The organism is Pseudonocardia xinjiangensis, assembly GCF_050948425.1.
Lineage (GTDB): Bacteria > Actinomycetota > Actinomycetes > Mycobacteriales > Pseudonocardiaceae > Pseudonocardia > Pseudonocardia xinjiangensis.
The window spans coordinates 3,818,483-3,841,869 of sequence record NZ_CP192009.1; the positions used below are offsets into that span (position 1 = coordinate 3,818,483).

The following is a 23,387-nucleotide window of genomic DNA, read 5'->3' on the forward strand; positions in this document are numbered from 1 at the left end:
CGCCGACCATCACAACGACGCCGCCACACCCGCCACACTCACCATCTTCGGCGAGCCCAGCAGCGTGCCGTTGGCGAACACGGTCAGGACGTAGCGGGCCATCGCGTCGCGCATCTTCGGATCCGACCCCGACGCCGGCCCGAAGTGCCGGGTCCAGCCCAGCGGGTGTGCGGTACGGGCCAGGATGTCCAGCAGCCCGCGTTCCGGGAGCCGCTGGTGGATCGCGTCTTCCAGGGCGAGCGCGGACGGGCGCCGGTCGGCGCCCTTGCGGCGGCGCAGGATCGGGCGGCCTTCCTCGAGGGACAGGTCGGTGTTGTGCGTGTAGCCCAAAGCGGCCCGGTAATGCGCGGTGAGCTGCTTCGGGTCCGACGGGATCCCGGCCCGGCCGCAGAACTTCCCGGCCAGCGGCAGGCACTCGTCCCAGGACATCAGTTGCGCGTGCAGGTTGGCGTAGGAATCGGCGCCGGCCACGGCGATGTCGCCGGAGCGCAGCTCCGAGGCAAGGTAGGAGAACACGCACACCTCCAGGTGGCGACGCACCAGCTTCCCGGGCCGGTCTTTCACCACCAGGATCTTGCGCCACGCCTCGGTGACGAAGTCGATATCGGCGGACGGCGCGGCGGCCCCCATGATCGGTTCGAGATCCGGCTGTTCGCCCTGCGGAGGGCCGAAACGCGGATCTCGCGGTGGTCACGCAGCGCCGGCAGCGGGGGAGGGGCGTCGGCCGTGCCGTGCGGGCGGGTGTACCCCCTCCTGGCCACCCGCCCGCACAAGGAAGAACCGCTGGGTGCGGGCCTGATACACGGACTTGGGATCACTCGGGTTCGACACCGGGGGTGTCGTCCATGGCCCACCCCTCTGCTTCACGATGTCAATCGATCATTGACGCCTACATGCCGTCGATCAAACATTGACCGACGGACCACGCCACGACGACAGCAGGGCGGGGGAGCGTCAGAAGGGGAGGAGGGCCTCACACAGCTCGACGAGCCGTCGTCGCAGTGGGGCGGCCCGCCGGGCGAACCCGGCCTGGGCGCGGGCGTACTCGGCCCGGCCGGCCGGGGTCTCGATGCGGACGGGGGAGTAGCCGTACCCCGAGAGGTCGTACGGGCTGGCGCGCATGTCCAGCTCCCGCACCTCGACAGCGAGGGCGAAGCAGTCGGCCACGAGCTCCGCCGGTGTGGCGGGCAGGAGCTTGTAGGCCCACTTGTAGAGGTCCATGGTGGCGTGCAGGCAGCCGGGCTGTTCGTTCGCGATCTGGTCGGCCCGCTCCGGGGTCATCGCGTTGAGCGGGCGCGCCGCGGGGGTGAAGAAGCGGAAGGCGTCGTGGTGGGTGCAGTGCACCGGGAGCGAGTCGACCACCGCGTCCGTGCCGGCCGCTCCGAGCCGCAGCGGCACCTGCTCGTGGCGGGGGGCGTCGCTGCGGTACACCATCGCCCACTCGTGGAGCCCGAAGCAGCCCAACCGGGCGGGCCGGGACGCGGTGGCGAGGAGCAGGTCACGCACGAAGGCCGCGGTGGCGGTGACCCGCGCCGGCAGGGCGTCGACGTCGAGACGCACGCCGCCGCCGTCACGGACGTGGCCAGGGACCGCCAGCAGCTCGTCGCCGCCCAGCAGCAGCGCGCCCGGTCCGGGTTGCCACTGCTCCAGCCGGACCGGCCGCAGCGAGTAGTAGGTGAACAGGAAGTCCATGACGGGGTGCGGCTCACCGCGACGGCGGCGTTCCCGGTGGGGCAGGGTCCACCGTTCGACCCGGGCCTGATGCGCGGCGGCTCGCTCCCGCCACACCGCCTCGTCGAGCACGAGGGGTGCGGCGCAGGAGAGCTTGCTCGTCACGACGGTCCACGCTACCGCCCGACCGCTCCCCGGCCGGGCGGCGCGTGGCGCTCTCAGGCCTGGGCGCGCGGGGCGTGCGTGGCGTCGCGGACCTCGCCGACGTAGTGCTCCACGAGGTCCTCCATCGCCACCACACCGACGGTCTCGCCGCGCCCGCCCACCGCACGGCCCAGGTGGGCGCGGGAACGGCGCAGCACGGCGAGCGCCTCGTCGAGCCGGAAGGACACCGGCACCTCCGGCAGCCCGCGGATCCGCTCGACCGGCACCGCGGCCGCCGGGTCGTCCACCAGGTCGAGGATGTCCTTGATGTGGAGGTAGCCGGCGAGCGTGCCGTCCACGGCCCGCACCGGGAACCGGGAGAAGCCGGTGTCGGCGACGGCGCGGGCCACGTCCTCGACCCTCGGGTCGGCCGGCAGGGACACCAGCTCCTCGGTGGGTACGAGGACGTCGGCGACGGTCGCCTCGGCGGAGCTGAGGGTGCGGCTGAGTCGGCTGGACTCGTGGTCGTCGAGCAAGCCTTCTCGCCCCGACTCGGCGATGAGGTCGGCCAGCTCACCTGAGGTGAAGGAGGACTCGAGCTCGTCGCGGGGCTCCACGTGGACGAGCCGCAGGACGCCGTTGGCCATCACGTTGAACAGCTCGATCAGCGGGCGCATCAGCTTGGTGAAGACGAGGAACGGCGGCACCAGCCAGATCGCCGTGCGCTCGGGCCCCGCGATGGCGATGTTCTTCGGCACCATCTCGCCGAGCAGGATGTGCGCGACGACCACGATGGCCAGCGACACCGCGAACGCGATCGGGTGCAGCACGGCGTCCGGCAGGCCTATCCACTCCAGGGGCCGCTCGATGAGGTGCGCGACCGCGGGCTCGCCGAGGCGGCCGAGCAGCAGCGAGCAGATCGTGATGCCGAGCTGGGACGCCGCCAGCATGCGGGACAGGTCCGCGCCGGCCCGGAGCACGGTGCGCGCGGCCGGCGTGCCGGAGGCGGCCATCGCCTCGAGCCGGTCGCGGCGGGCGGAGATGAGCGAGAACTCGGCGCCGACGAAGAAGGCGTTGGCGGCCAGCAGGGCGATGGCCGCGAGCAGGGCGAGCAGGTCGTTAGCCACGTGCGGCCTCCTCTCGCTTGGCGCTCGGAGCCGGGTCGGTGCTGCCGGCGCGGGCCAGGCGCAGCTCGGCGATCCGGTTGCGGTCGCGGCGCATCACCGTGAGCCGCCACCCGTCGACGACGACGTCCTCACCGACGTCGGGGATGTGGCCCAGCCGGGACAGCACCAGTCCGGCGAGCGTCTCGTAGTCGCCATCGGGCATCTCGAACCCGGTGGCCTCGGCCACCTCGTCGCCGCGCAGCAGGCCGGACACGAGCCAGCTGCCGCGTCCGAGCGGGCGCACCCTCGCCTGCTCGGCGCGGTCGTGCTCGTCGCGGACGTCGCCGACGATCTCCTCGATGAGATCCTCGAGGGTGACGATGCCCGCCGTGCCGCCGTACTCGTCGACGACCACGGCGAGCTGGAGGCCGGAGTCGCGCAGCCGCGTGAGCAGCTCGTCGCCGTCGAGCGACTCCGGGACGGTCGGGACCGTCTGCACGATGCCGCGCAGCGCGACGCGCCTGCGTTCCTCCGCAGTCACCCCGAACGCCTGCTTGACGTGCACCACGCCGAGCACGGCGTCGGGGTCGCGGTCGTGCACGATGAACCGGGAGAACCCGCTGCGCCGGGACAGGGAGACCAGGTCGGCGACGGTGTCGTCGGCGTCGAGGGACTCGACCCGCACGCGCGGGGTCATCAGGTCCTCGGCGACGCGGTCGGTGAACCGCAGCGAGCGGTCGAGCAGGGTGGCGGTCCCGGCGTCGAGGGTGCCGTGCTGCGCGCTGGTGCGCACGAGCGAGCTCAGCTCCCGGGGCGACCGGGCCGAGCGCAGCTCCTCGGCCGGCTCGATGCCCAGCCGGCGCACCACGGTGTTGGCCGCGGAGTTCAGCCCGGTGATCAGCCAGCTGAACGCGTGGGCGAACCCGCTCTGCAGCCAGACCACGGCCCGTGCGGTGCGCAGTGGGTCGGCGATGGCGAGGTTCTTCGGTACGAGCTCGCCGAACACCATCGACAGTGCCGTGGCGAGCAGCAGCGACAGCACGGTGGCGATGCCGGCGGACAGCCCGTCGGAGATGCCGAGCGCGGTGAGCCCCGGCCGGAACAACGACGCGATCGCGGGTTCGGCGATGTAGCCGGTGACCAGCGTGGTGACGGTGATGCCGAGCTGGCTCCCGGACAGCTGGAAGGACAGGTTGCGGTGGGCGTTCTGCACGGTGCGGGCGCGCCGGTCACCGGCCTCGGCGACGTAGGCGTCGACCTGGCTGCGTTCGAGGGCGGTGAGGGCGAACTCCGAGGCGACCGAGATCGCCGTGCCCAGCGTGAGCGCGGCGACGGCGATCAGTCCCAGTACGGACAGCAGAACGCTCATCGCTCAACCTCGCTGCGCCCGGCCGGCCCATCGTGAGACATCGCAGTGTGAAGGCGCTGCAACACTGATTCGCTCGCAAGCTCGCTCATCGCTTGTACTCGCCACGGGCGCTGCGGCTGGGCGGAAGGGAATGCCGGGTGGGACCCGGCCTACTACTGCAACCCGGCTCAGCGGGGTGTGCAGGGGGCACAGGCGTGCTCCTCGTCAGGCGGAGCCTCCAGTCTAGGGTGCGTCGCGCCGGTCGGCTGACCGCGGGCCGAGCGCCGGATTTCCGACGTCATGCCGGTCACGTCTCGAAGCGGTGGCCGACCGCGGGGATCTAAGTTGCACGGTCATGGACGTCAGTCGCAACGGTGCGCGCGAGGCGTCCTCGCCGTTCGTGGACTTCGACCGGGAGGCGTGGGCGAAGCTCGGCGAGAACACGCCGCTGCCGCTCACGGCCGAGGAGCTCGACCAGGTGCGCAGCCTCGGTGACGAGGTGGACCTCGACGAGGTGCGCGAGGTGTACCTGCCACTGTCGCGGCTGCTCACGATGCACGTGCAGGAGGGCGGCCGGCTCTACCGGGCGTACCGGACGTTCCTCGGTGCCAACACCGCCCGCACTCCGTTCGTGATCGGGATTGCGGGCTCGGTGTCGGTGGGGAAGTCCACCACGGCGCGGCTGATGCGGCTGCTGCTCGCCCGCTGGCCCCAGCACCCGCGCGTCGAGCTGGTGACGACCGACGGGTTCCTGCACCCCAACGCGGAGCTGGAGCGGCGCGGGCTGATGACGCGCAAGGGCTTCCCGGAGTCCTACGACCGGCGCGGGCTGCTGCGGTTCGTCACCGAGGTGAAGGCCGGGCGCTCCGAGGTGACGGCCCCGGTCTACTCGCACCTGGTGTACGACATCGTCCCGGACGAGCGGCTCACCGTGCACCGCCCGGACATCCTGCTGCTCGAGGGTCTCAACGTCCTGCAGCCCGCGCAGCCCGCTCGGGAGGGCGGCGCGGCGCTGGCGGTCAGTGACTTCATCGACTTCTCCGTCTACGTCGACGCCGCCACCGACGACATCCGGCGGTGGTACGTCGAACGTTTCCTGCGGCTGCGGGAGACGGCGTTCCGGGACCCGGAGTCGTACTTCCGGCGCTACGCCGCGCTGGATGAGGCGGGGGCGGTCGCCCGGGCCGAGAGCATCTGGGCGGAGATCAACGGGCCGAACCTGGAACGCAACATCAAGCCGACCCGGGGACGGGCGAGCCTCGTGCTGCGCAAGGGTCCCAAACACAACATCACCGGCATCCGTCTCCGCAAGGTATGACCCCGGCGACGCCCGCCACCGGACCTGGCACGATGGGCCGATGACCAGCGCTGAGCGCGTGGACACCGACGAGCAGACCGACCTTGCAGCGAGGCTGCGGCTGGTCGTCGGCAGGTTGCACCGCCGTATCCGTATCGACGGCCGGGAGTCGATCCCGCCGCTACAGCTGTCCGCATTGGTCACTGTGGAGCAGCACGGGCCGCTTCGGCTCTCGGAGCTCGCCCGCCGGGAGGCGGTGACGGCGCCCACGATGAGCCGGGTGCTCGCCTCCCTGGACGACCAGGGGCTCGTCATCCGCACGCCGGATCCCAACGACGCCCGTGGGGTGCGGATCGTGCTGTCCGACGAGGGTGCCGCACGGCTGGCCGAGGTGCGCTCGCACCGCACGGCGTTGGTGGCCCGGCGGCTGGCCCGGCTCGACGTGGAGCAGCGCCACATCCTCGACGCGGCGATGCCGGCCCTGGAGGCGCTGCTCGTGGACGACGACGACTGAGATCAGGCCGGTTCGCCGTCCACCAGCACCCGCAGGTCGTCGTGCAGGAAGCTCACGCGGCCGCCGATGCCGGTCGACTCCGGGAAGGGCTCCGGGTAGGCCCAGCCGGCGTCGGTGAGCTCGCGGCCGTCGGGCAGCCGGACGGTCCAGTAGCTCGCGTCGCCCTTGTAGGGGCAGTACGTGCTGGTGGTGGTGGGCTCCAGCGGCACGAGCACGTCGTCGGGGGAGAGGTACCAGCGCAGGGGCAGCCCCGTCTCGGCGAGCGCCACGGGCGCGTGCGACTCGGCCACGACCGTGTCGCCCGCGAGCACCTGCACGTGCCGGCTGGACCGGCGGACGTCCACGCGGTGGTACGGGTCGGTCAGGCCTCGCACCTGCTCGTCCTCGTCGAACCAGGCGTCAGCGGCCTCCCAGTACAACGAGGCGTAGCCGGCCAGCCACGAGGCCTCGGGCGTGGGGTCGGGGTAGGACCAGAGGGCGTCCTGCACGAAGCGGTCGCCGACCTGCAGCGACCGGTAGGTGGCGTCGCCCTTGAACGGGCAGTGGGTGGTGAGGTCGCTGGGGACGAACGCCGCGGCGTCGAGATCGGTCTCCGGGACGTAGAGCCGGGCCGGGAGCGCGGTCTCGTGCAGCAGGACGCCACGGGTGGTGTCGAGCACCGTGCGGCCGGCGACCTCGGCCCGGACACGCCGCGGGAACGGGTGCATGAGCAGCTTGTGGGCAGGTCCGTCGATGCGGTAGTTGACGGTCTTCGGTGCGTGCGCCGACAGGGGCGCGTCACTGCGAGTCAGACCCATGAACGGGCAACGCCGCTCGCGCCCCCGAACTTCCCGGGGGCGCGAGTGAAGCGCGTCAGAGGTCGACGGTGACCTGGTAGTCGGTGAGCCAGGCGTCCAGCGAGAGGACCTGCTCCTGCTGGAACCGTGCGCCGATCCCGGAGCTGCGGGTGATGGGCTCGGCCAGCTGTTCCCGCAGGGCGTCGCGGTCGAGCAGCGGGGCGACGGGCGAGTCGGGGCGGTCGAGCAGGGCCGCGAGCTGGGCGCGCAGTCCTCGCTCGTAGCCGTCGTCCTGGGTGGACGGGTACGGGCTCTTCACCCGCTGCACCACCGACTCGGGCAGCAGGTCCGCGGTTGCTGCGCGCAGCAGGCTCTTCTCCCGGCCGTCGAAGGTCTTGTGCGACCACGGCGTGCCGAAGACGTACTGGACGAGGCGGTGGTCGCAGAACGGCACCCGCACCTCGAGCCCCACGGCCATGCTCATCCGGTCCTTGCGGTCGAGCAGGACGGGCAGGAAGCGCGTGAGGTAGAGGTGGCAGATCTCGCGCATCCGGCGTTCGTGCGGGTCGGCCGCGGCCGGCCCGGTCAGCGCGGGCACCGCCGCGAGCGCCGTCCGGTACTGGTCGGCGACGTAGGACGGCAGGTCGAGCTGCTTGGTCAGGGACTGGTCGAACACGCCGGGTTTGGTCGTGTCGCGGTTCAGCATCCGCCCCGCGAGCCAGGGGAAGGTGTCCGCGGCGATGGTGTCGGCGTCGAAGAAGTCGCGGTAGCCGCCGAACACCTCGTCGGCCGACTCCCCGGACAGCGCCACGGTGGACTCCCGCCGGACCGCCTGGAACATCAGGTAGAGCGACGTGTCGAGGTCGCCCGTGGTGACCGGCAGGTCACGTGCGTGCAGCGTGGCGGCGCGCGCGGCGGGGTCCATCAGCTCCGCGGTCGAGAGGGTGATGTCGGTGTGGTTGGTGTGGACGAACTCGGCCACCGCGTGGGCGTACGGGGAGTCCGGGGTGGACCGCACCTCGTCGGCGACGAAGTTCTCGGTGTAGCCGGTGAAGTCGACGGAGAACGACCGCACGCGCCCGCTGCTGTGCCGGGCGGCCAGCGCGGTCAGCGCGGAGGAGTCGAGCCCGCCGGACAGCAGCGTGCACAACGGCACGTCGGAGACCAGCTGGCGCTGGGCGGTGTCCTCCAGCAGCTCCCGCACGTGCCGGACCGTCGTGGGTACGTCGTCGGTGTGGCCGGTGTCCTCCAGCTGCCAGTACCGCAGCTCGCGGATGCCCTCGCGGTTCACCCGCACCACGTGGCCGGGCGGCACCTCCCGGAGCCCGCGGAACACCGCGTTCCTCGTGTTGCCGGTGAAGGTGAGCGCCCGGCGCAGCCCGTCGGCGTCCAGCACCCGCTCGGCCAGCGCGTTGGCCAGGATCGCCTTCGGCTCCGACCCGAACAGCACGCCGTGCGGAGTCGGGTAGTAGTACAGCGGCTTGACGCCCAGCCGGTCGCGCACGAGCACCAGCTCGCGGGCGGCGGAGTCCCAGATCGCGTAGGCGAACATCCCGTTCAGCTCGCGTACGGCGTCCCGTGGGTCGTTGCGGCCCCACTCCTGGTGGGCGTGCAGCACCACCTCGGTGTCACTGCTGGTCTCGAACCGGTGCCCCCCGGCGGCCAGACGCTCGCGCAGCTCCCGGAAGTTGTAGGTCTCCCCGCTGTAGACCAGTGCCAGCGCGGTGCGCCCTTCGTCCTGCAGGGTCATCGGCTGCCTGCCGCCGGGGAGGTCGATGATCGCCAGTCTCCGGTGGCCCAGCGCGGCCGGCCCGTCGACCCACGTGCCCTCGTCGTCGGGACCACGGCATGCCATCGTTGCGGTCATGTCGGCGAGCTCCCGGCGGGCTGCCGGGGCCTCCAGGTCACGCTCGTAGTCCACCCATCCGCAGATGCCGCACATGTATGCCTACCTTCAAGCTGGTCGTTACGTTCGTGTAACCTCCATTGCACGCCGCAACGTTGCATCGCGCAACGACGTACGCTCCGTTCGTGCCCGAACATCCCGATCGGCCGTTGGTGACTCTGCTCACGCCCGACCCGGTCGGGGAGGTCGAGCGCGAGCTCACCGTGTTCCTCCGCCGGACCCTGGAGTCGGTGTGGTCGCGCGGCTACGGCGACGGACCGGTGGACCGCTACACCTATCCGGTGCTGGTGCTGCTCGCCGAGCGCGGTCCGCTGGGGCTCGGCGAGCTCGCGGCGCGGCTCGGACTCACCAAGCCCACGATGAGCCGGCACGTCGCCCGGCTCGCCGGCGCGACGCTGGTGGCGACCCGGCCCGACCGCCGGGACACGCGCGCGGTGACCGTCATGCTCACACCGGAGGGGGCCGAGCGGGTCGAACGCGTCCGGGAGGTACGCCGGAGAACACTGGCGACGGTGCTCGCGAACTGGTCGGAGGTCGACAGCGAGGCGCTGGCCCACCTGCTGGGCCGCCTCAACGCCGACCTCGATCGCCACCGCGACGACAGCGCCTGACACGAGGTTGCGTCGCATCCGGCAGGTGTTCGTCCGGATGCGGCCGGGAAGTGCCCTGCGCCACCCTGACCTGACCCGGTGATGCCATAGTTGGGATGGACGGGGATCCATGGGCTGGTGGAGGGGGAACATCTCGTGGACGGCCTGACCGGCCTGGTGGCCCAGTTGATAGCGGGCCTGCGTGGGTTGGTGCCGCCCGATGTGTGCCCCGGGGGATGGCCGTGGGCGGTGTCCGCGCTGGGTATCGCGGTCGGGTTGCTGCCCACTGCGGGTCTCGTGGTCGTGGCCGGGTTGCGCAGGCGGATCGGGTCGCGTTACGGGTTCGGTGAGTCCACCCTGCTGGTGGGCACCGGGCTGCTCGCCGCGGGGCTGCTGCCCCTGCTGGCCTTCGCCGCCACCGGTGAGGTGTTCCGGCTCGCCGCGGCAGGATCCGACGTTCCCGGCCTGAGCGGTGCCGATCTCGACGATCTGGGTGGTGCGGTGTGCGTGGCCGGGCCGCAGTCGTCCTACCTCGGCGGCTACAGCGTCGCCAGCGCGTTCGACGCGTCGCGGCCGGTCGAGTTCGGGCTCGCGGTGGTGCTGCTGGCCGGGTTCCCCGTCGTCGCCGCCATGTTCGTGGCCGTGCAGGCGCGGCTCGCGCTGCGCCGTGGCCCGGCGTGGCCGTCCAAGTTCTTCTGGCTGCCGGTGCTCGCGCTGGTCTTCCTCACCGCCGACACCCCGGCGGGAGCCTCGGGCCACCTGTGGCTCGGCTTCACCGCCGGGTCCTTCCTCGGGATCTTCGTGGTGCTGATCGCGGGCGTGCCGTCCCGGGAGACGGTGCGCCGCTCCCTCGCGCCACCCGTGCCGCGGCCCGCTGCCGATGCGCGCCCCGCGGTCGCCGGGCGGTCGCCGTCGATGCAGTCCGTATCGTCCGCGCCGTCCGCCGTCGCGGACGCGCCGGCACGACCCAAGCTCTCCGACCGGCTCGCCGAACGATTCGCCGCCCGTGAAGCGGCCCCGCCCGTCGTGCCCGTGCCGCGGTCGGCGCCGCTGGACCGGGGCCCCCAGGCGCCGCTGGCTCGCGGTCCGCAGGCGCCGGTGGGGCCGCCGGCCCGGGTGGGTGCCCCGCCGCCCACGCTCGTCGGCGCCCCGCTGCCCGCCGCGCCGCCGCTCGCCGGTGCCGGCGGTTCGGCCGCCGCACCCCGGTTCCGGCTCGTCCGCAGGCTCGGTTCGGGTGGGTTCGGCCGGGTGTGGCTCGCCGAGGACGCCCGGCTCGGCCATCCCGTGGCGCTGAAGGCCGCACACGCCCCGGACGCCGAGACCGAGCAGCGGATCCAGCGGGAGGCGAGGGCGCTCGCGGCCGTGCGTCACCCCCACTGCGTGCGCATCCACGACCTCGTGCCCGCCGCGAGCGACCCGGGGCTGGCCGAACTCGACGGCATGGTCATCGTCATGGAGTACGTCGACGGCGCCTCTCTCGGTGAGCTGGTGCGCACCCGGGGCACCCTCGACGACGTGGCCGCGGCCCGGATCTGGGCGGGGGTCGCGGGGGCGCTCGACGCGGCGCACGCCCGCGGGGTGATGCACCGCGACGTGAAGCCGGGCAACGTGGTCGTCGACGCGGGCGGGCTGGCGCATCTGATCGACTTCGGCATCGCCCGCAAGACCGGCGACGCCACGATGACACTGGCCGGTTTCGTACTCGGTACGCCCGACTTCCTCGCGCCCGAGGTGGCCTGCGGTGAGCGGGCCACCCCCGCGTCCGACTCGTGGCAGCTGGCGGCCACCATCTCCTACGCGCTCACCGGGCACCCCCCTCGCGGCGGGCACCCCGACGCCGTGTCCGGGCTGCGAGCGGCCGCGTCGGGTGCGCCGCTGTCCCATCTGCCGAGGCGGTCGGCCCATCTCGCCCTCCTGCACGCGGGGATGGACAACGACCCCACGCGCCGGCCCCCGCTGCGGGCCGTGCAACGAGCGCTGGAGGACTGGATGCGCCGCAGCGGCGTCCTTCCCAGCGGGCAGATGACGGCCGGTACGCGAGGCCGGTGACGGGCGCCGGGCCGGTCGGCCTCCCCGCGTCCCGCACGGGGCGGATCCTCGGTGTCGACGCAGCTCGCGCCGTGGCGCTGGTGGGCATGTTCGCCACGCACATCCTGCCGTTGCGCGCAGGCGGAGCCGAGACGCCGGCCGGGCTCGTCGCCGACGGCAGGGCCTCGGCGCTGTTCGCGGTGCTGGCCGGGGTGGGGGTCGCGCTGTCCACCGGCGGCCCGGTGCCTCCGGCCAGGGGTCGGGCGCACCTCGCGGCCGCCGCCGGGCTGATCGTGCGTGGGGTGCTGGTGGGGCTGCTCGGCCTGGTGCTGGCCGGTCTCGACCCGCCGGTCGCGGTGATCCTGGCCTATTACGGGGTGCTGTTCGTGGTGGCAACTCCGCTGCTGCGGCTACCGGTGCCCGCGCTCGCGGCGGGTGCCGTGCTGGCCTGCGTCCTGACCCCGGCGGTCAGCCTGCTGCTCCGGCGCGGGCTTCCCGCCGGGCCGGGGAACCAGCCCGGTCTCGCGGCGCTCGCCGAGCCCGGTGCGCTGCTGGAGACGCTCACGCTCACCGGTTACTACCCGGTGCTGACGTGGACCACCTACCTGCTCGCCGGGATGGCGGTTGGCCGCCTGGATCTGCGCAGCGTCCGCGTCGGGTGGGGCCTGCTGGCCGGCGGGGCCGCGCTCGCCCTGCTGACCGCGGGCACGTCGGCCCTGCTGCTCGGCCCGGGTGGTGGAGCAGCAGCGCTCGGCCCGGCGGCGCTGCAGCAGCAGCGCTACGGCACCACCCCCACCGACACGTGGTGGTGGCTCGCGGTCGACATCCCGCATTCCGGCGCGTCCCTCGACCTCGCCCACACCACGGGCACCGCGCTGGCCGTGCTGGGGACGATGCTGCTGCTCGCGCGCTGGGCCCGGCCGGTGGTCCTGGTGCCCGCGGCGGTGGGTGCGGTGCCCCTCACGCTCTACACGCTGCACGTCGTCGCGTTGACCGTCTACCCGGGCACCACGCCGGACGGGGGAGCGGGGGAAGGTGCACTCTGGCTCGGGCACGTCCTGGCCGCCGCGGCGATCGGGGGCGCCCTGTGGCTGTGTGGGCGGCGCGGCCCGCTGGAGTCCGTGGTCTCCGGCACCACGCGCCGGGTGCGGCGGCTGCTGGACCCTGCGCCACCGGCCTCGGCACCGGCCCGCTGACCCGCGGTGGCCGTCAGAACGCCTGCACGCCCAGAACCGCGGCCAGCACCAGTCCGGCGAGCGCGATCCCGACGCGCAGCACCGAGGTGGGCAGCCTGCGGGCGAGTGCGGGGCCGGTGACGCCGCCGACGAGCAGACCGATGGCCAGGGGGAGCACCGCCCACCACTGCACCGGCCCGAACACCGCGAAGCCGATGGCGGCGATGCCGTTGGCCAGCCCGAGCAGGACGTTCTTGAGTGCGTTCCCCTGCAGGAGCGAGACCGGAAGTCCCACCAGCAGCAGGGCCAGCATCAGCACGCCCGCTGCGGCACCGAAGTAGCCGCCGTACACCGACACGGCCACGATCCCGGCGATCACGGCCGGGCTCGTCCGCTGCGACGACGCGGTGACGGCCGCCGACTTGATCAGAGGCTGCAGGAGCAGCGCCAGCGACGCCCCGCCGACGAGGAACGGGACGACCCGCTGGAACAGCCCGTCGGGAGTCACCAGCAGCAGTCCTGCACCGGCGGCGCCCCCGCCCACCGCGAGCAGCGCGAAGCGGCGGACGGCCGGCCCCTGGCCGGTGAGCTCCGGTCGGGACCCGGCGGTGGAGCCGAGGGAGCTGAACGCCAGCGCGACCGTGTTGGTGACGTTGGCGGCCGTGGCGGGAATGCCCGCGGCGAGCAGGGCGGGATAGGAGAACAGCGACGCCAGCCCGGCCATCGACCCGGAGAGCCCTGCCGCTACACCGGCGCCGACCAGCAGAAGGAAGGTGCCGATGACCACGTGGAGCAAGCGTAATCGTGCGTCCTTGCCGAACCGCCCAGGACGACTGCGACCTCTCCCACACCCGCAGGGTGAGCACCGATCAGCTGACATAGTGTCCGACACAGTGCCCGACCGCGAGCCGGCCGAGGAACAGCTGCACAGCAGAGGAGTTCGGCCCCGTGGTCCACGGACGTTCATGGAGAGCCCGCTCCTTCGGCGAGCCGAAGGACGTGCTGCGCGTCGAGGAGATCGAGTGGCCCGAGCCGTCCGCCGGGCTCGTCCTGGTCAAGGTCCGGGCCTGCGGGGTCGGCCTCCCCGACCTGCTCATCACGACCGGCAACTACCCGCCCCTACCGGACCCGCCCGCCGTCCCCGGGCAGGAGGTGATGGGTGAGGTCGTCGGCGTACCTGCCGGGTCGGCGTTCGCCGTGGGAGACCGGGTCATGGGCGCCACCGCCTTCCTCGACGGCTGGGGCGGCTACTCGGACTACGCCTACGTGCGGGAGGCGAAGACCCAGCGCGTCCCGCCTGCCCTGACCGACGAGGAGGCCGCGGGGTTCGTGATCGGGTTCCGGACCGCATACGCGGGCCTTGCCGACCGGATCCGGATCGCCCCCGGCGAGGTGCTGCTCGTCCTCGGCGCGGCGGGCAACACCGGAGCGGCCGCCGTCCAGCTCGGGAAGGCGCTGGGTGCCACGGTGATCGCCGCGGCGAGCAGTGCGGAGAAGCTCGAGTTCTGCAGCCGCATCGGGGCCGACCACGTGGTGGACCACCGGACCGCCGACGTCGCCCGCGCGGTCATGGAGATCACCGGGGGCCACGGCGCCGACGTGGTCTTCGACCCGGTCGGAGGCACGCTGGGCACCCGCGCGACCGCCGCCGTTGCGCGACTGGGACGCATCGCCCTGATCGGCTACGCGAGCGGTTCCTGGCCCACGCTCGACCCCCTGGACATGGTGCTGCGCAGCTACGCGGCGGTCGGTGTGTTCGCCGGTGGTACGGACGAGGAGGACCGCACGGCCTACGACCGGCTCGCCGAGCTGGCCGGGCGCGGCCTCATCCGGACCCCCGTCACCACCGTGGTCTCCTTCGACGACGTCCCGGACATCATCGGCGCCGTTCCCACCGCGAGCCCCGGCAAGGCGGTCGTCCGCATCTCCTGACACACCACCGCTGGTCGGTCAGCTCGCCACCGCCCCGAGGTAGCGGGCCAGGTGCTCACCGGTGAACGACGCCGGGGTCTGCGCCAGCTTCACGGGTGGCCCCTCGAACACCAGCCCGCCGCCGGCGTCCCCGCCGTCCGGGCCGAGGTCGATCACCCAGTCCGCGTGCGCGATGACGTCCAGGTTGTGCTCCACGACGATCACCGAGCTGCCACCCTCGACGAGCCGGTCGAGCAGCCCCAGCAGGTGCCCGCAGTCGGACATGTGCAGCCCGGTGGTCGGCTCGTCGAGCACGTAGATGTTGCCCTTCTCGTGCAGCCGCCCGGCGAGCTTGAGCCGCTGGCACTCGCCCCCCGACAGCGTGGAGAGCGGCTGCCCGAGCGTCAGGTAGCCCAGGCCGACGTCCACCACCGCCTGCAGCCGTTTGCGGATGTCGCGGGCGGTGAAGAACTCCAGCGCCTGCTCGGCGGTCATGTCGAGCGCGTCGGAGATCGACTTCCCGTTGACGGTGAGGGCGAGCACCTCGTCGGTGTAGCGCCTGCCCCCGCAGTCGGTGCACGTGGAGCGGACGCCGTCGAGGAAAGCGAGGTCGGTGTAGACCACGCCGAGGCCGTTGCAGCCGGGGCACGCGCCCGCGGAGTTGAAGCTGAACAGGGCGGGCTTGACGCCGGTCTCCTTCGCGTAGAGCTTGCGGATCGGGTCCATCACGCCGGTCCAGGTGGCCGGGGTGGAGCGGATCGACGTGGACACGGCGGTCTGGTCGACGACGATCGCCTCGGGATGCTGCGGCACGAGCACGTCGCGGACGAGCGTGCTCTTGCCCGACCCGGCCACCCCGGTGAGCGCCACGAGCACGCCGAGCGGGATGTCCACGTCGAACCCGCGCAGGTTGTTGGCCGAGGCGTTCTCCAGGCGCAGCCGCCCCGTGGGGGTGCGTGGGCTCTCCCGCAGCGTGACCTGCCGGTGCAGGAACTCGCCCGTCAGCGTGCCCGCCGAGGCGAGGCCCGCCACCTGGCCCTCGTAGACGATCCGGCCGCCTTCGGTGCCCGCGCGCGGCCCGAGCTCGACGACGTGGTCGGCCGCGGTGATGACGTCCGAGTCGTGCTCGACGACCAGCACCGTGTTGCCCTTGTCGCGCAGCCGGTGCAGCAGCGCGTTCATCCGCCCGACGTCACGGGGGTGCAGGCCGATCGTCGGCTCGTCGAACACGTACATGACGTCCACCAGCGACGACCCGAGGTGGCGCACCATCTTGATCCGCTGCGACTCCCCGCCCGACAACGTCGACGTCTCGCGGTCGAGCGTGAGGTAGCCCAGCCCCATGTCGATCAGCGCACCGACGCGGCTGAGGGCCTCGTCCACGAGCGGCGCCACCTCGGGCGTCCGGAGCGTGGCGAGCACGGTGCGCAGCGAGCCCAGGTCGAGAGCCGTGAGCGAGGGCAGCGTGTGCCCGTCCACCGTGGCCGTCCGGGGTGCCTCGGCCAGCCGCGTGCCGGCGCAGCCGGGGCAGCGCACCGAGGTGGTGTACGCGGCCACGGCCTCCCGCTTGCCGTCGGACGCCTCCTCCACCTCGACGAAGAGGCGGTTGAACTTGGTCTCGGCCCCCTCGAAGTCGACCTTCATCGACTTGCGCCCGACCATCTGCAGCGTCACCTTCTCGTCGGCGCCGTGGAGCAGGAGCTTCCACTCCTCGTCCGTGTAGTCGCGCAGCGGCTTGTCGAGGTCGAACCGGCCCGAGCCCGCGTAGGTGTGCCAGTACCAGCTGTCGACGGCCCAGTTGCGGTGCCGGATCGCGCCCTCGTTCAGCGACTTGGACCGGTCGAACATCTTGTCGTGGTCGAGCTGGATCTTCCGGCCGATGCCCTTGCACTCGGGGCACATACCCGCCGGGTCGTTGAACCCGAAGACGTTGCTGTAACCGAGGTGCGGCGTGCTGCGGCGCGAGAACAGCAGCCGCAGGAACGAGTTGATGTCGGTGACGGTGCCCAGCGTGGAGCGGCTCCCGCCGCCCAGGCGTCTCTGGTCGACGACGATCGCCGTGGAGAGGTTCTCGATCAGGTCGGCGTCGGGCTGGCCCAGCTTGGGCAGGAAACCCCGCACGAACGCGGAGAAGGTCTCGTTGAGCTGGCGCTGCGCCTCCGCGGCGATCGTGTCGAAGACGAGCGACGACTTGCCCGAGCCGGACACCCCGACGAACGCGGTGATCTGACGCTTCGGGATCCGGACGGACACGTTGCGCAGGTTGTTCTCCCGCGCACCCGTGACGGTGATGAACTCCTGCTGCATGCGGCTCCTCGGTGCTGCGCTCGGGCTTGTTGCTGCGCTGGGCGACCGGTGCGGGTAGGACCCGTCCCGGGTCTCGATCTCATCGGCGCCGCCGGAGGCGCTCACCCGGCCCCGTCCTCCGCGGCCTCCAGCCGGAACACCGCACAACGCCCGGCGAGCGCCTCGAACGCATCGGGCGTGGACTCGGGGACGACGCCGGCGTCGTGCATGATCTTCGCGCCCTCCGGGATGCGCACCGGCCACGCCCGCAGGACGGGCACGGCCGCCGCGGGGTCGAGCTCGACCAGCCGCACCCGTTCCTGCGTACGTCCGACGCTCAACGTGCCCACTCCCGCGGCGCGGGCGTTGGCTGCCCAGTCCGCCCCCGGGAACCCGGCCAGGAGGTAGCGGTGCCCGTCCATGTCCAGAACGGACAGCGGGGTGCGGCGCAGCTCGCCGCTGCGCCGTCCGGGCACGGTGAGGACGGGCAGGTCGCGCATCCCGAGCCCGAGGCGCTGCATCGTCATCAGCACGCGGTTCATCGGCTTGAGCCAGCGCGGTGGCGTGCCGGTCTTCCTGCGGGTCATCGGCTCATCTCCCGGTAGCGGTGGACGGACAACGGCGCGAACACCGCGACGATCACGAACGGCCAGACCACGGCCATGAGGACGGGATGCTGGGCGACCCACGAGTCGCCACCCCACCCCGGGTTGCCGAAGAGCGCGCGGGTGGCCGCCGCGGTGGACGACAGCGGGTTCCACTCCGCGACCGCCCCGACCACGAGCGGCATCGTCGCCGGGGCGACGAACAGCCCGGACAGGAACCCGAACGGGAACTCGAGCGTCTGCACGGGGGTCACCGCGCCCGGGCTGCGCACCAGAAGGCCCAGGTAGATGCCCACCCAGAGCAGCGCGAACCGCAGCAGCAGGAGCAGCCCGACCGCTGCCACGAACGCCGCCGGCCCCCCGGAGGGTCGCCAGCCGACCGCGAGCCCCACCAGGAGCAGCGCGCCGAGCGTGATCGCCGAGGTCACCATGTCGGCCGCCGCCCGCCCGACCAGCACCGCCGACGGCGCCATGGGCATCGAGCGGAACCGGTCGGTGATTGCTGCGCGTCGGTGACGACGGCGACCATCGTGGCCGAGAGCCCGAACAGCATGGTCATCGTGAACAGGCCGGGCAGCAGGGCCTGCCGGTAGTCGCCGCCACCCGGCACGGCCATCATCCCGCCGAGGAGGAACGCGAACATCAGCACGAGCAGGATCGGGAACCCGATCGCGCCCGCCAGCTCCGCGGGCTGGTGGCGCAGGTGCGCGAGATAGCGGCCGGTGAGGGTGGCGGCGTCGGTCAGCGCCCAGCGCAGCCGGGAGCCCTCCGCGGGTAGCACGCCGGCGCGGACGTGCCCGACGCCCGCCGGCGCGCTCACGCCGCCACCTCCACCGTCGGTGCGCCCGTGAGCTGCAGGAACACCTCGTCGAGGGTCGGGCGGCGGACCGTGAGGTCCTCGGCGTCGATGCCCTCCTCCCGCAGCCCGTGCACCATCGCCGCGAGCGCCGCCATGCGGTCCCCGACGGGTGCGGCGACGCGCCGGGTGGCGGCGTCCACCTCGGGTTCGCTGCCGGTGACCCGCCCGACCAGCCCCGCCGCGGCCGGCAGGTCGGCGGGATGGTGCACGACCAGGTCGATCCGGTCGCCGCCGACCCGCGAGCGCAGCTCGTCCGGTGTGCCCTCGGCGATCACCCGGCCGCCCGCCTCGCCCATGTGCGCGAGCACCGAGATCCGGTCCGCCAGCTGGTCGGCCTCGTCGAGGTACTGGGTCGTCAGGAGCACGGTCGTGCCACCGGCGACGAGCGCCCGCACGGCGGCCCACACCTCCGCCCGGCCACGCGGATCGAGGCCGGTCGTCGGCTCGTCGAGAAACAGCACGGCGGGCGCGAGGATCATGCTCACCGCCAGGTCGAGGCGCCGCCGCATCCCGCCGGAGTAGCGCCCGACGGGACGGCCCGCCGCCCCGGTCAGCCCGAACCGCTCCAGCAGCTCATCGGCGCGGCTGCGAGCGCCCGCGGGGGAGAGGTGGAACAGCCTGCCGAACATCACGAGGTTGCGCCTGCCGTCGAGGATCTCGTCGACGGCGGCGTACTGGCCCACGAGCCCGATCTGCCGCCGCACGTGCGCCGCCTGCGTCCCGACGTCGAACCCGGCGATGGTGGCGCGGCCGCTGTCGGCGCGCAGCAGCGTGGTGAGGATGCGGATGGCGGTTGTCTTGCCCGCCCCGTTGGGGCCGAGCAGTCCGTGCACCGTGCCGGGCGGCACGGAGAGGTCGAACCCGTCGAGTGCGAGGGCGCCGGAGCCGGGGTAGCGCTTGCGGATCGCCTCGGCGGTGACGGCGGGGGTCATGTCCCTCCCGTTATTCAAACTTGAGCCTGCGGGGGCGCCGAGTGTGCACGACGGCCGCGCGGTGCGCAAACTTGAATCGCCGCAAAACGGGCGGGTGCTACCGCGAGCGCAGCTGGTTCAGCGGCCCGGGGGGACGAACTCGGGCTGGTCGAGCAGCCGTAGCCAGCTTCCGTCCGGCTGGCGCCGGACCACCTGTGCGCGGGCGCCTGCGCCGTCCTTCGGTGGCGTGGAGGTCAGGGCGATGTCGCCGCTGAGCAGCGTCGGCAGCGGTTCCTCGCGCTCGAAGCGCGGGCGGTTCGCCAGCACCGTCGCCCACAGTTCGCGGATCGCCTCGCGGCCCACCGTCCGGCTCCCCGGCGGGTAGGCCAGCACGGCGTCCTCCTCGTAGAGAGCGGCCACTCCGGCCGCGTCCCCGGCGTTGGAGCGCTCCACGAACAAGCGGGTGATGTCCTCGGGCCGCATGGCCTTCTCGTACTCCGTCATGACGTCCTCCTGAGCTGCTAGGTGGGGCACCTCCGAGCGTGGTCAGGTCCGGATCAGAAGTCCAACAGCTGGTTCTGCTGAGAACTAGTATCTACAGTTATGGAACTGCGGCAGCTGGAGTACTTCGTCGCGGTCGCGGAGGAGCAGAACTTCACGCGGGCGGCCGAGCGGGTGCACATCAGCCAGTCCGGCGTCAGCGCCCAGATCCGCCGGCTGGAACGCGAGCTCGGCGCGGAGCTGTTCGACCGGTCGGCCCGCAACGCCACCCTGACCGTCGCGGGGAAGGCCGCGCTCGAGCACGCCCGCGCCGCTCTCGCGGCCGCAGGCGCGGTCGGCGAGGCGGTGGGCGAGGTGGCCGAGCTGATCCGGGGCCGGCTCACCGTCGGAATGGTCATCGGCTGCACCGTCACCCCGCTCTTCGACGCGCTCGCCACGTTCCACCGGGCGCATCCCGGCGTGGAGATCTCACTGCTGGAGGACAACTCCGACCGGCTCGTCGAGAGCGTGCGTACCGGCACCCTCGACCTGGCTCTCATCGGCACCGCGGCCACCACCCCCGACGGGCTGGAGGCGCTGACGATCATCAGCGAGCCCCTCGTCGCGGCGGTCCCGGCCGGACATCCCCTCGCGGAACGCGGGCGGGTGAGTCTGCGCGACCTGGTCGCCCACCCGATCGTCTGCATGCCACCCGGCACCGGCCTGCGCACAGTGCTCGACCAGGCCTGCGCGGCGCAGCACCTCCGACCCGTGATCACGCTGCAGGCCGGCGCCGCGGATGCCATCGCCGACCTCGCAGGCCGCGGGCTCGCCGTCGCCGTCCTCAGCACCTCGATGGCCGCCCGCTACCGCGACCGGCTCACCACCGTCACCATCGATGATGCCGACATCCCCGCCGTGCTCGCCCTGGTCTGGCGGAGCTCGCACGGCCCCGCCCTGCGCGAGCTGCTCGGGCACAGCCGGCGGGCCTTCCGCGACCCCGACGGCGGCTAGCCCGGACGTCCGTACTCACTCGCGCGGCGGGTACGGCGGGAAGAGCAGGTCGGGCCAGCTGCCCGGCCTGCCGGGGGAGCCGGGTTCCCCGGCCATCGGGTACGCGCCGGCCTCGAGGCGTTCGATGAGCCCGCGCGTCCAGTCCGCGCTGCTCGCGGCGTTGTGCTCCCACAGCCCGAACATCTCGCGGACGTGCGGGGGGTCGACGAGCGCGTCCACCTGTGCCAGCGCCTTGTCCCGCGCTTCCTCCAGCGTCGTCAGGCGCTCGCGCAGCAACCGGATCGCCTCGGCGCGGGGGAGTGAGGGCAGCATGGCGAGCGCTGCCCCCAGGAAGTCGGGGCGAGGCTGGGGATGGCGCACGGCGTCGCGCAGCAGCCGCATGAACTCGGCCTCGCCGCGCTCGGTGAGTTCGTAGTCGGTGCGACCGGGGATGTCGTTGTGGTCGAGCAGGAAACCACCCTGGGTGAGTGACTTCAGCGCGTGGTAGATCGAGCCCCACTTGACGTTCGCCCACTCGTCGGCACCCCAGGACAGCAGGTCGTTGCCCACGCGGTAGCCGTGCGCCCGGCCGTACCCCCGCACGATCCCGAGCACCAGCAGTCGCGTCGCCGACATCCGCCACCTCTCGTCACGAACCGGCGCCAGGGTAGGACATCCTCGGCGCTCGCCCGATTGCATGATTGTCTGACACACAGTGTCGTGGCGCCGAAGGGTGGGCGCCCGCGAGGAGAACGGTGGAGCAGTGCGCGCACTGACGAGTGACGGTAAGAGGACACGACAGATGCGATGGGCCGTTGCCGGCTTCGTCGCACTCGCGGCGGTGGCGGGCTGTTCCGGGGGCGCCGCACCACCACCCGCGTCGGCGTCGGCGTCGGCCATCCCGCCCGTGCCCACGGAAGCCCCCACCACCAGCGCGCAGCCGGCCGGGGTGCATCCCACCGGCGGCGCGCAGCCGACGGGAAGCGGAGGCAGCACGGGACCGCAGCGGTGCACCACCGCAGAGCTGTCGGTGTCGCTGGGCCAGGGCTACGCGGGTGCCGGATCGGTGATGCAGCCACTGGTGTTCACCAACACCGGGTCGCGGACCTGCGAGCTGCGCGGCTTCCCGGGGGTCTCCTACGTGGCAGGCGACGACGGCCACCAGGTCGGTCCGGCCGCGGAGATGTCGGGCGACCGCGGACCCGAGGTGCCCATCGCCCCGCGTGGCACCGCCGTGGCGCAGCTGCGGCTGGTGAACGTGCTGAACTTCGACGAGGCGGCGTGCCGGCCGACACCGGTGCGGGGCCTGCGGGTCTACCCGCCCGGTGACACCGCCTCGATCTTCGTCCCCCGGGAGGGCCAGGGCTGCTCGGTGACGCCACCCGACCCGCAGCTGTTCGTGCAGACGATCACCCGGCCGTGACCACAGCCTGACCGGAGTCCGTCAGGGGTGCATCGTGGCGCCCCGGAGGACCTTGTCCACCGCGTTGCGGGGCCCGTGCACGGCGAGACCCACCAGCTTCAGGTCGTCGCGGGCCACGGCCCGGACCGCGGCGCGGTTGGCCTCGTCGTGCCCGGTCGAGAACAGCTCCTCGGTGAACACCGCCGCCGGCATCCCGCGGCGCACCGCGCGCTCATGGGCGGCGGCGAGCACCTCCGCGTCGCCGGCCAGCACGAGCACCGGCTGGCGGAACATCGGCAGGTAGGGCGTGCCGTCCGCGTCGGCGTACGGCTCGCCCAGCAGCTCGGGGTTGGCCGCGATCCCGCTGGCCAGGAAGGCGGTGACGTTCAGCCGCTGCCACATCTCCAGGTCGTCCCGGAGCAGCACGGCGATCTTGGTGTCGAAGCGCACCCGCCGAGCGTGGCCCGGGCAGGCCCCGCCGTTCTTGTACGTTGTTCACATGCCTGCGGTACGGGCCTGGGCCCCACCGGTGCCCGGCATCGTCGAGGTCTTCCACGCGGAGTTCACCGACCACGCCTACCCCGAGCACGCCCACGACACGTGGACGCTGCTCGTCGTCGACGAGGGCGCGATCCGCTACGACCTGGACCGCCACGAGCACGGCGCCCTGCGCCCGGCGGTCACGCTGCTCCCGCCGCACGTGGCCCACACCGGGCGCTCGGCCACCGACCACGGGTTTCGCAAGCGCGTGCTCTACGTCGACACCGAGGTGCTCGACGAGTCCCTGACCAGCGCTTCGGTCGACGCACCGAGCTTCGACGACGATCTGCTCCGCACCCGGGTGGACCAGCTGCACCGGGCACTGGACGCCCAGGGCACTGCGCTCGAGGCCGAGAGCAGGCTCGCGCTGATCGCCGACCGGATCCGCCGGCACCTGCGGGCCCCGGCCGTCGAACCCGCCCCTGACCGGCTCGCCGCGAACCTGCGGGACCTGCTCGACGCCCGCACCGTCCCCGGGCTCGCACTGCGCGACGCGGCCGCACTGCTGCACGCGCACCCGTCCCATCTGGTGCGCTGCTTCACCAGCGCGTTCGGGCTGCCGCCCCACCGGTACCTGACCGGCCGCCGGGTCGAGGCCGCTCGCCGCCGCCTGCTCGACGGCGAGCCCCCCGCCGACGTCGCGGTCGCCGTGGGGTTCCACGACCAGGCGCACCTGCACCGGCACTTCACCCGCCTCGTCGGGACCACGCCCGGCCGCTACGCCCGCGGCTGAACGCGGGCGAGCTCGCCGAAGAATGCCACGGGCGGGCCCGCTCGGCAGGTGATCCCACCGGGCAGAGCCGCACTCGGTGGCGCCCGGCATCGGCGCAGCGCCGCACCTCCTC

At 72.9% G+C, this 23,387-nt stretch carries 24 protein-coding genes; 9 read left to right on the forward strand and 15 right to left on the reverse strand.

Going from position 1 to position 23,387, the window contains the following annotated elements; genetic code table 11:
* Window positions 1–9: 9 nt before the first annotated feature.
* The 4 genes from ACQPZA_RS17935 to ACQPZA_RS17950 form a co-directional block, all read right to left on the reverse strand.
* Window positions 10–630 carry a Tn3 family transposase gene (locus tag ACQPZA_RS17935; RefSeq protein WP_433282466.1) on the reverse strand — a complete coding sequence of 207 codons (621 nt, stop codon included), beginning with the start codon at window positions 628–630 and terminating at the stop codon, window positions 10–12.
* A gap of 324 nt (window positions 631–954) precedes the next feature.
* The gene (locus tag ACQPZA_RS17940) at window positions 955–1,836 is read right to left on the reverse strand and encodes a 3-methyladenine DNA glycosylase (protein WP_433282468.1); all 882 of its coding nucleotides are present in this window, start codon (window positions 1,834–1,836) and stop codon (window positions 955–957) included.
* A 53-nt stretch (window positions 1,837–1,889) separates the two neighbouring features.
* The gene (locus ACQPZA_RS17945) at window positions 1,890–2,942 is read right to left on the reverse strand and encodes a hemolysin family protein (protein ID WP_433282470.1); all 1,053 of its coding nucleotides are present in this window, start codon (window positions 2,940–2,942) and stop codon (window positions 1,890–1,892) included.
* Entirely contained in the window at window positions 2,935–4,290 is a 1,356-nt protein-coding gene (locus tag ACQPZA_RS17950) for a hemolysin family protein (protein WP_169395779.1), read from the reverse strand. Before ACQPZA_RS17950 ends, ACQPZA_RS17945 begins: the two co-directional genes overlap by 8 nt.
* Before the next feature lie 334 nt (window positions 4,291–4,624).
* Here ACQPZA_RS17950 and coaA point away from each other — a divergent pair, with 334 nt between their 5' ends.
* Window positions 4,625–5,587, forward strand: a complete 963-nt coding sequence (gene coaA / locus ACQPZA_RS17955) for a type I pantothenate kinase (protein WP_169395778.1) — start codon at window positions 4,625–4,627, stop codon at window positions 5,585–5,587.
* A 40-nt stretch (window positions 5,588–5,627) separates the two neighbouring features.
* Window positions 5,628–6,080, forward strand: coding sequence for a MarR family winged helix-turn-helix transcriptional regulator (locus ACQPZA_RS17960; protein ID WP_433282472.1), 453 nt, complete (start codon window positions 5,628–5,630; stop codon window positions 6,078–6,080).
* A 2-nt stretch (window positions 6,081–6,082) separates the two neighbouring features.
* Here the strand turns inward: ACQPZA_RS17960 and ACQPZA_RS17965 are convergent, their stop codons facing one another.
* Window positions 6,083–6,877, reverse strand: coding sequence for a DUF427 domain-containing protein (locus tag ACQPZA_RS17965; RefSeq protein WP_433282474.1), 795 nt, complete (start codon window positions 6,875–6,877; stop codon window positions 6,083–6,085).
* Between the two features lie 55 nt (window positions 6,878–6,932).
* Complete coding sequence (asnB, locus tag ACQPZA_RS17970; RefSeq protein WP_433282476.1) at window positions 6,933–8,798, reverse strand: asparagine synthase (glutamine-hydrolyzing); 1,866 nt, start codon at window positions 8,796–8,798, stop codon at window positions 6,933–6,935.
* Window positions 8,799–8,887: 89 nt separating this feature from the next.
* Between asnB and ACQPZA_RS17975 the strand changes: the two genes are divergently transcribed.
* From ACQPZA_RS17975 to ACQPZA_RS17985, 3 genes are all read left to right on the forward strand, one after another.
* Window positions 8,888–9,373, forward strand: a complete 486-nt coding sequence (locus tag ACQPZA_RS17975; protein WP_433282478.1) for a MarR family winged helix-turn-helix transcriptional regulator — start codon at window positions 8,888–8,890, stop codon at window positions 9,371–9,373.
* A 117-nt stretch (window positions 9,374–9,490) separates the two neighbouring features.
* Window positions 9,491–11,401: a protein kinase domain-containing protein gene (locus ACQPZA_RS17980; RefSeq protein ID WP_433282480.1), complete on the forward strand. Its 1,911-nt coding sequence runs from the start codon at window positions 9,491–9,493 to the stop codon at window positions 11,399–11,401.
* On the forward strand, window positions 11,398–12,576 hold the full coding sequence (locus ACQPZA_RS17985) for a heparan-alpha-glucosaminide N-acetyltransferase domain-containing protein (protein ID WP_433282482.1): 1,179 nt from the start codon (window positions 11,398–11,400) through the stop codon (window positions 12,574–12,576). Before ACQPZA_RS17980 ends, ACQPZA_RS17985 begins: the two co-directional genes overlap by 4 nt.
* 13 nt (window positions 12,577–12,589) lie before the next feature.
* Here ACQPZA_RS17985 and ACQPZA_RS17990 read toward each other — a convergent pair whose 3' ends face one another.
* On the reverse strand, window positions 12,590–13,342 hold the full coding sequence (locus tag ACQPZA_RS17990; RefSeq protein ID WP_312859077.1) for a sulfite exporter TauE/SafE family protein: 753 nt from the start codon (window positions 13,340–13,342) through the stop codon (window positions 12,590–12,592).
* Between the two features lie 161 nt (window positions 13,343–13,503).
* Between ACQPZA_RS17990 and ACQPZA_RS17995 the strand changes: the two genes are divergently transcribed.
* A complete protein-coding gene (locus tag ACQPZA_RS17995) occupies window positions 13,504–14,487 on the forward strand; it encodes a zinc-binding dehydrogenase (RefSeq protein WP_433282484.1) in 984 nt (327 codons plus the stop codon).
* Between the two features lie 18 nt (window positions 14,488–14,505).
* Here the strand turns inward: ACQPZA_RS17995 and ACQPZA_RS18000 are convergent, their stop codons facing one another.
* From ACQPZA_RS18000 to ACQPZA_RS18025, 6 genes are all read right to left on the reverse strand, one after another.
* Window positions 14,506–16,773 carry an ATP-binding cassette domain-containing protein gene (locus tag ACQPZA_RS18000; protein ID WP_433282486.1) on the reverse strand — a complete coding sequence of 756 codons (2,268 nt, stop codon included), beginning with the start codon at window positions 16,771–16,773 and terminating at the stop codon, window positions 14,506–14,508.
* Window positions 16,774–16,874: 101 nt separating this feature from the next.
* Window positions 16,875–17,339 (reverse strand): deazaflavin-dependent nitroreductase, encoded by a 465-nt coding sequence (locus tag ACQPZA_RS18005; protein WP_433282488.1) that lies wholly within the window; start codon window positions 17,337–17,339, stop codon window positions 16,875–16,877.
* Window positions 17,336–17,830 carry an ABC transporter permease gene (locus tag ACQPZA_RS18010; protein ID WP_433282490.1) on the reverse strand — a complete coding sequence of 165 codons (495 nt, stop codon included), beginning with the start codon at window positions 17,828–17,830 and terminating at the stop codon, window positions 17,336–17,338. Before ACQPZA_RS18010 ends, ACQPZA_RS18005 begins: the two co-directional genes overlap by 4 nt.
* Window positions 17,782–18,177 (reverse strand): hypothetical protein, encoded by a 396-nt coding sequence (locus ACQPZA_RS18015; protein WP_433282492.1) that lies wholly within the window; start codon window positions 18,175–18,177, stop codon window positions 17,782–17,784. Before ACQPZA_RS18015 ends, ACQPZA_RS18010 begins: the two co-directional genes overlap by 49 nt.
* On the reverse strand, window positions 18,174–19,148 hold the full coding sequence (locus ACQPZA_RS18020; protein WP_433282494.1) for an ATP-binding cassette domain-containing protein: 975 nt from the start codon (window positions 19,146–19,148) through the stop codon (window positions 18,174–18,176). The genes ACQPZA_RS18015 and ACQPZA_RS18020 overlap by 4 nt, the downstream gene beginning before the upstream one ends.
* A 117-nt stretch (window positions 19,149–19,265) precedes the next feature.
* Window positions 19,266–19,631 carry a YybH family protein gene (locus ACQPZA_RS18025; protein ID WP_169395768.1) on the reverse strand — a complete coding sequence of 122 codons (366 nt, stop codon included), beginning with the start codon at window positions 19,629–19,631 and terminating at the stop codon, window positions 19,266–19,268.
* A 99-nt stretch (window positions 19,632–19,730) separates the two neighbouring features.
* Between ACQPZA_RS18025 and ACQPZA_RS18030 the strand changes: the two genes are divergently transcribed.
* Window positions 19,731–20,621 carry a LysR family transcriptional regulator gene (locus ACQPZA_RS18030; protein ID WP_433282496.1) on the forward strand — a complete coding sequence of 297 codons (891 nt, stop codon included), beginning with the start codon at window positions 19,731–19,733 and terminating at the stop codon, window positions 20,619–20,621.
* Window positions 20,622–20,636: 15 nt separating this feature from the next.
* Here the strand turns inward: ACQPZA_RS18030 and ACQPZA_RS18035 are convergent, their stop codons facing one another.
* Window positions 20,637–21,236, reverse strand: coding sequence for a PadR family transcriptional regulator (locus tag ACQPZA_RS18035; RefSeq protein WP_169395766.1), 600 nt, complete (start codon window positions 21,234–21,236; stop codon window positions 20,637–20,639).
* Window positions 21,237–21,402: 166 nt separating this feature from the next.
* Here ACQPZA_RS18035 and ACQPZA_RS18040 point away from each other — a divergent pair, with 166 nt between their 5' ends.
* Window positions 21,403–22,023, forward strand: a complete 621-nt coding sequence (locus ACQPZA_RS18040) for a DUF4232 domain-containing protein (RefSeq protein WP_433282500.1) — start codon at window positions 21,403–21,405, stop codon at window positions 22,021–22,023.
* Between the two features lie 21 nt (window positions 22,024–22,044).
* On the opposite strand, the gene ACQPZA_RS18045 is transcribed toward ACQPZA_RS18040, so the two are convergent.
* Complete coding sequence (locus tag ACQPZA_RS18045) at window positions 22,045–22,452, reverse strand: DUF2000 domain-containing protein (RefSeq protein ID WP_312859075.1); 408 nt, start codon at window positions 22,450–22,452, stop codon at window positions 22,045–22,047.
* Window positions 22,453–22,501: 49 nt separating this feature from the next.
* Here ACQPZA_RS18045 and ACQPZA_RS18050 point away from each other — a divergent pair, with 49 nt between their 5' ends.
* Window positions 22,502–23,275, forward strand: a complete 774-nt coding sequence (locus tag ACQPZA_RS18050; protein ID WP_433282502.1) for an AraC family transcriptional regulator — start codon at window positions 22,502–22,504, stop codon at window positions 23,273–23,275.
* Window positions 23,276–23,387: the final 112 nt, after the last annotated feature.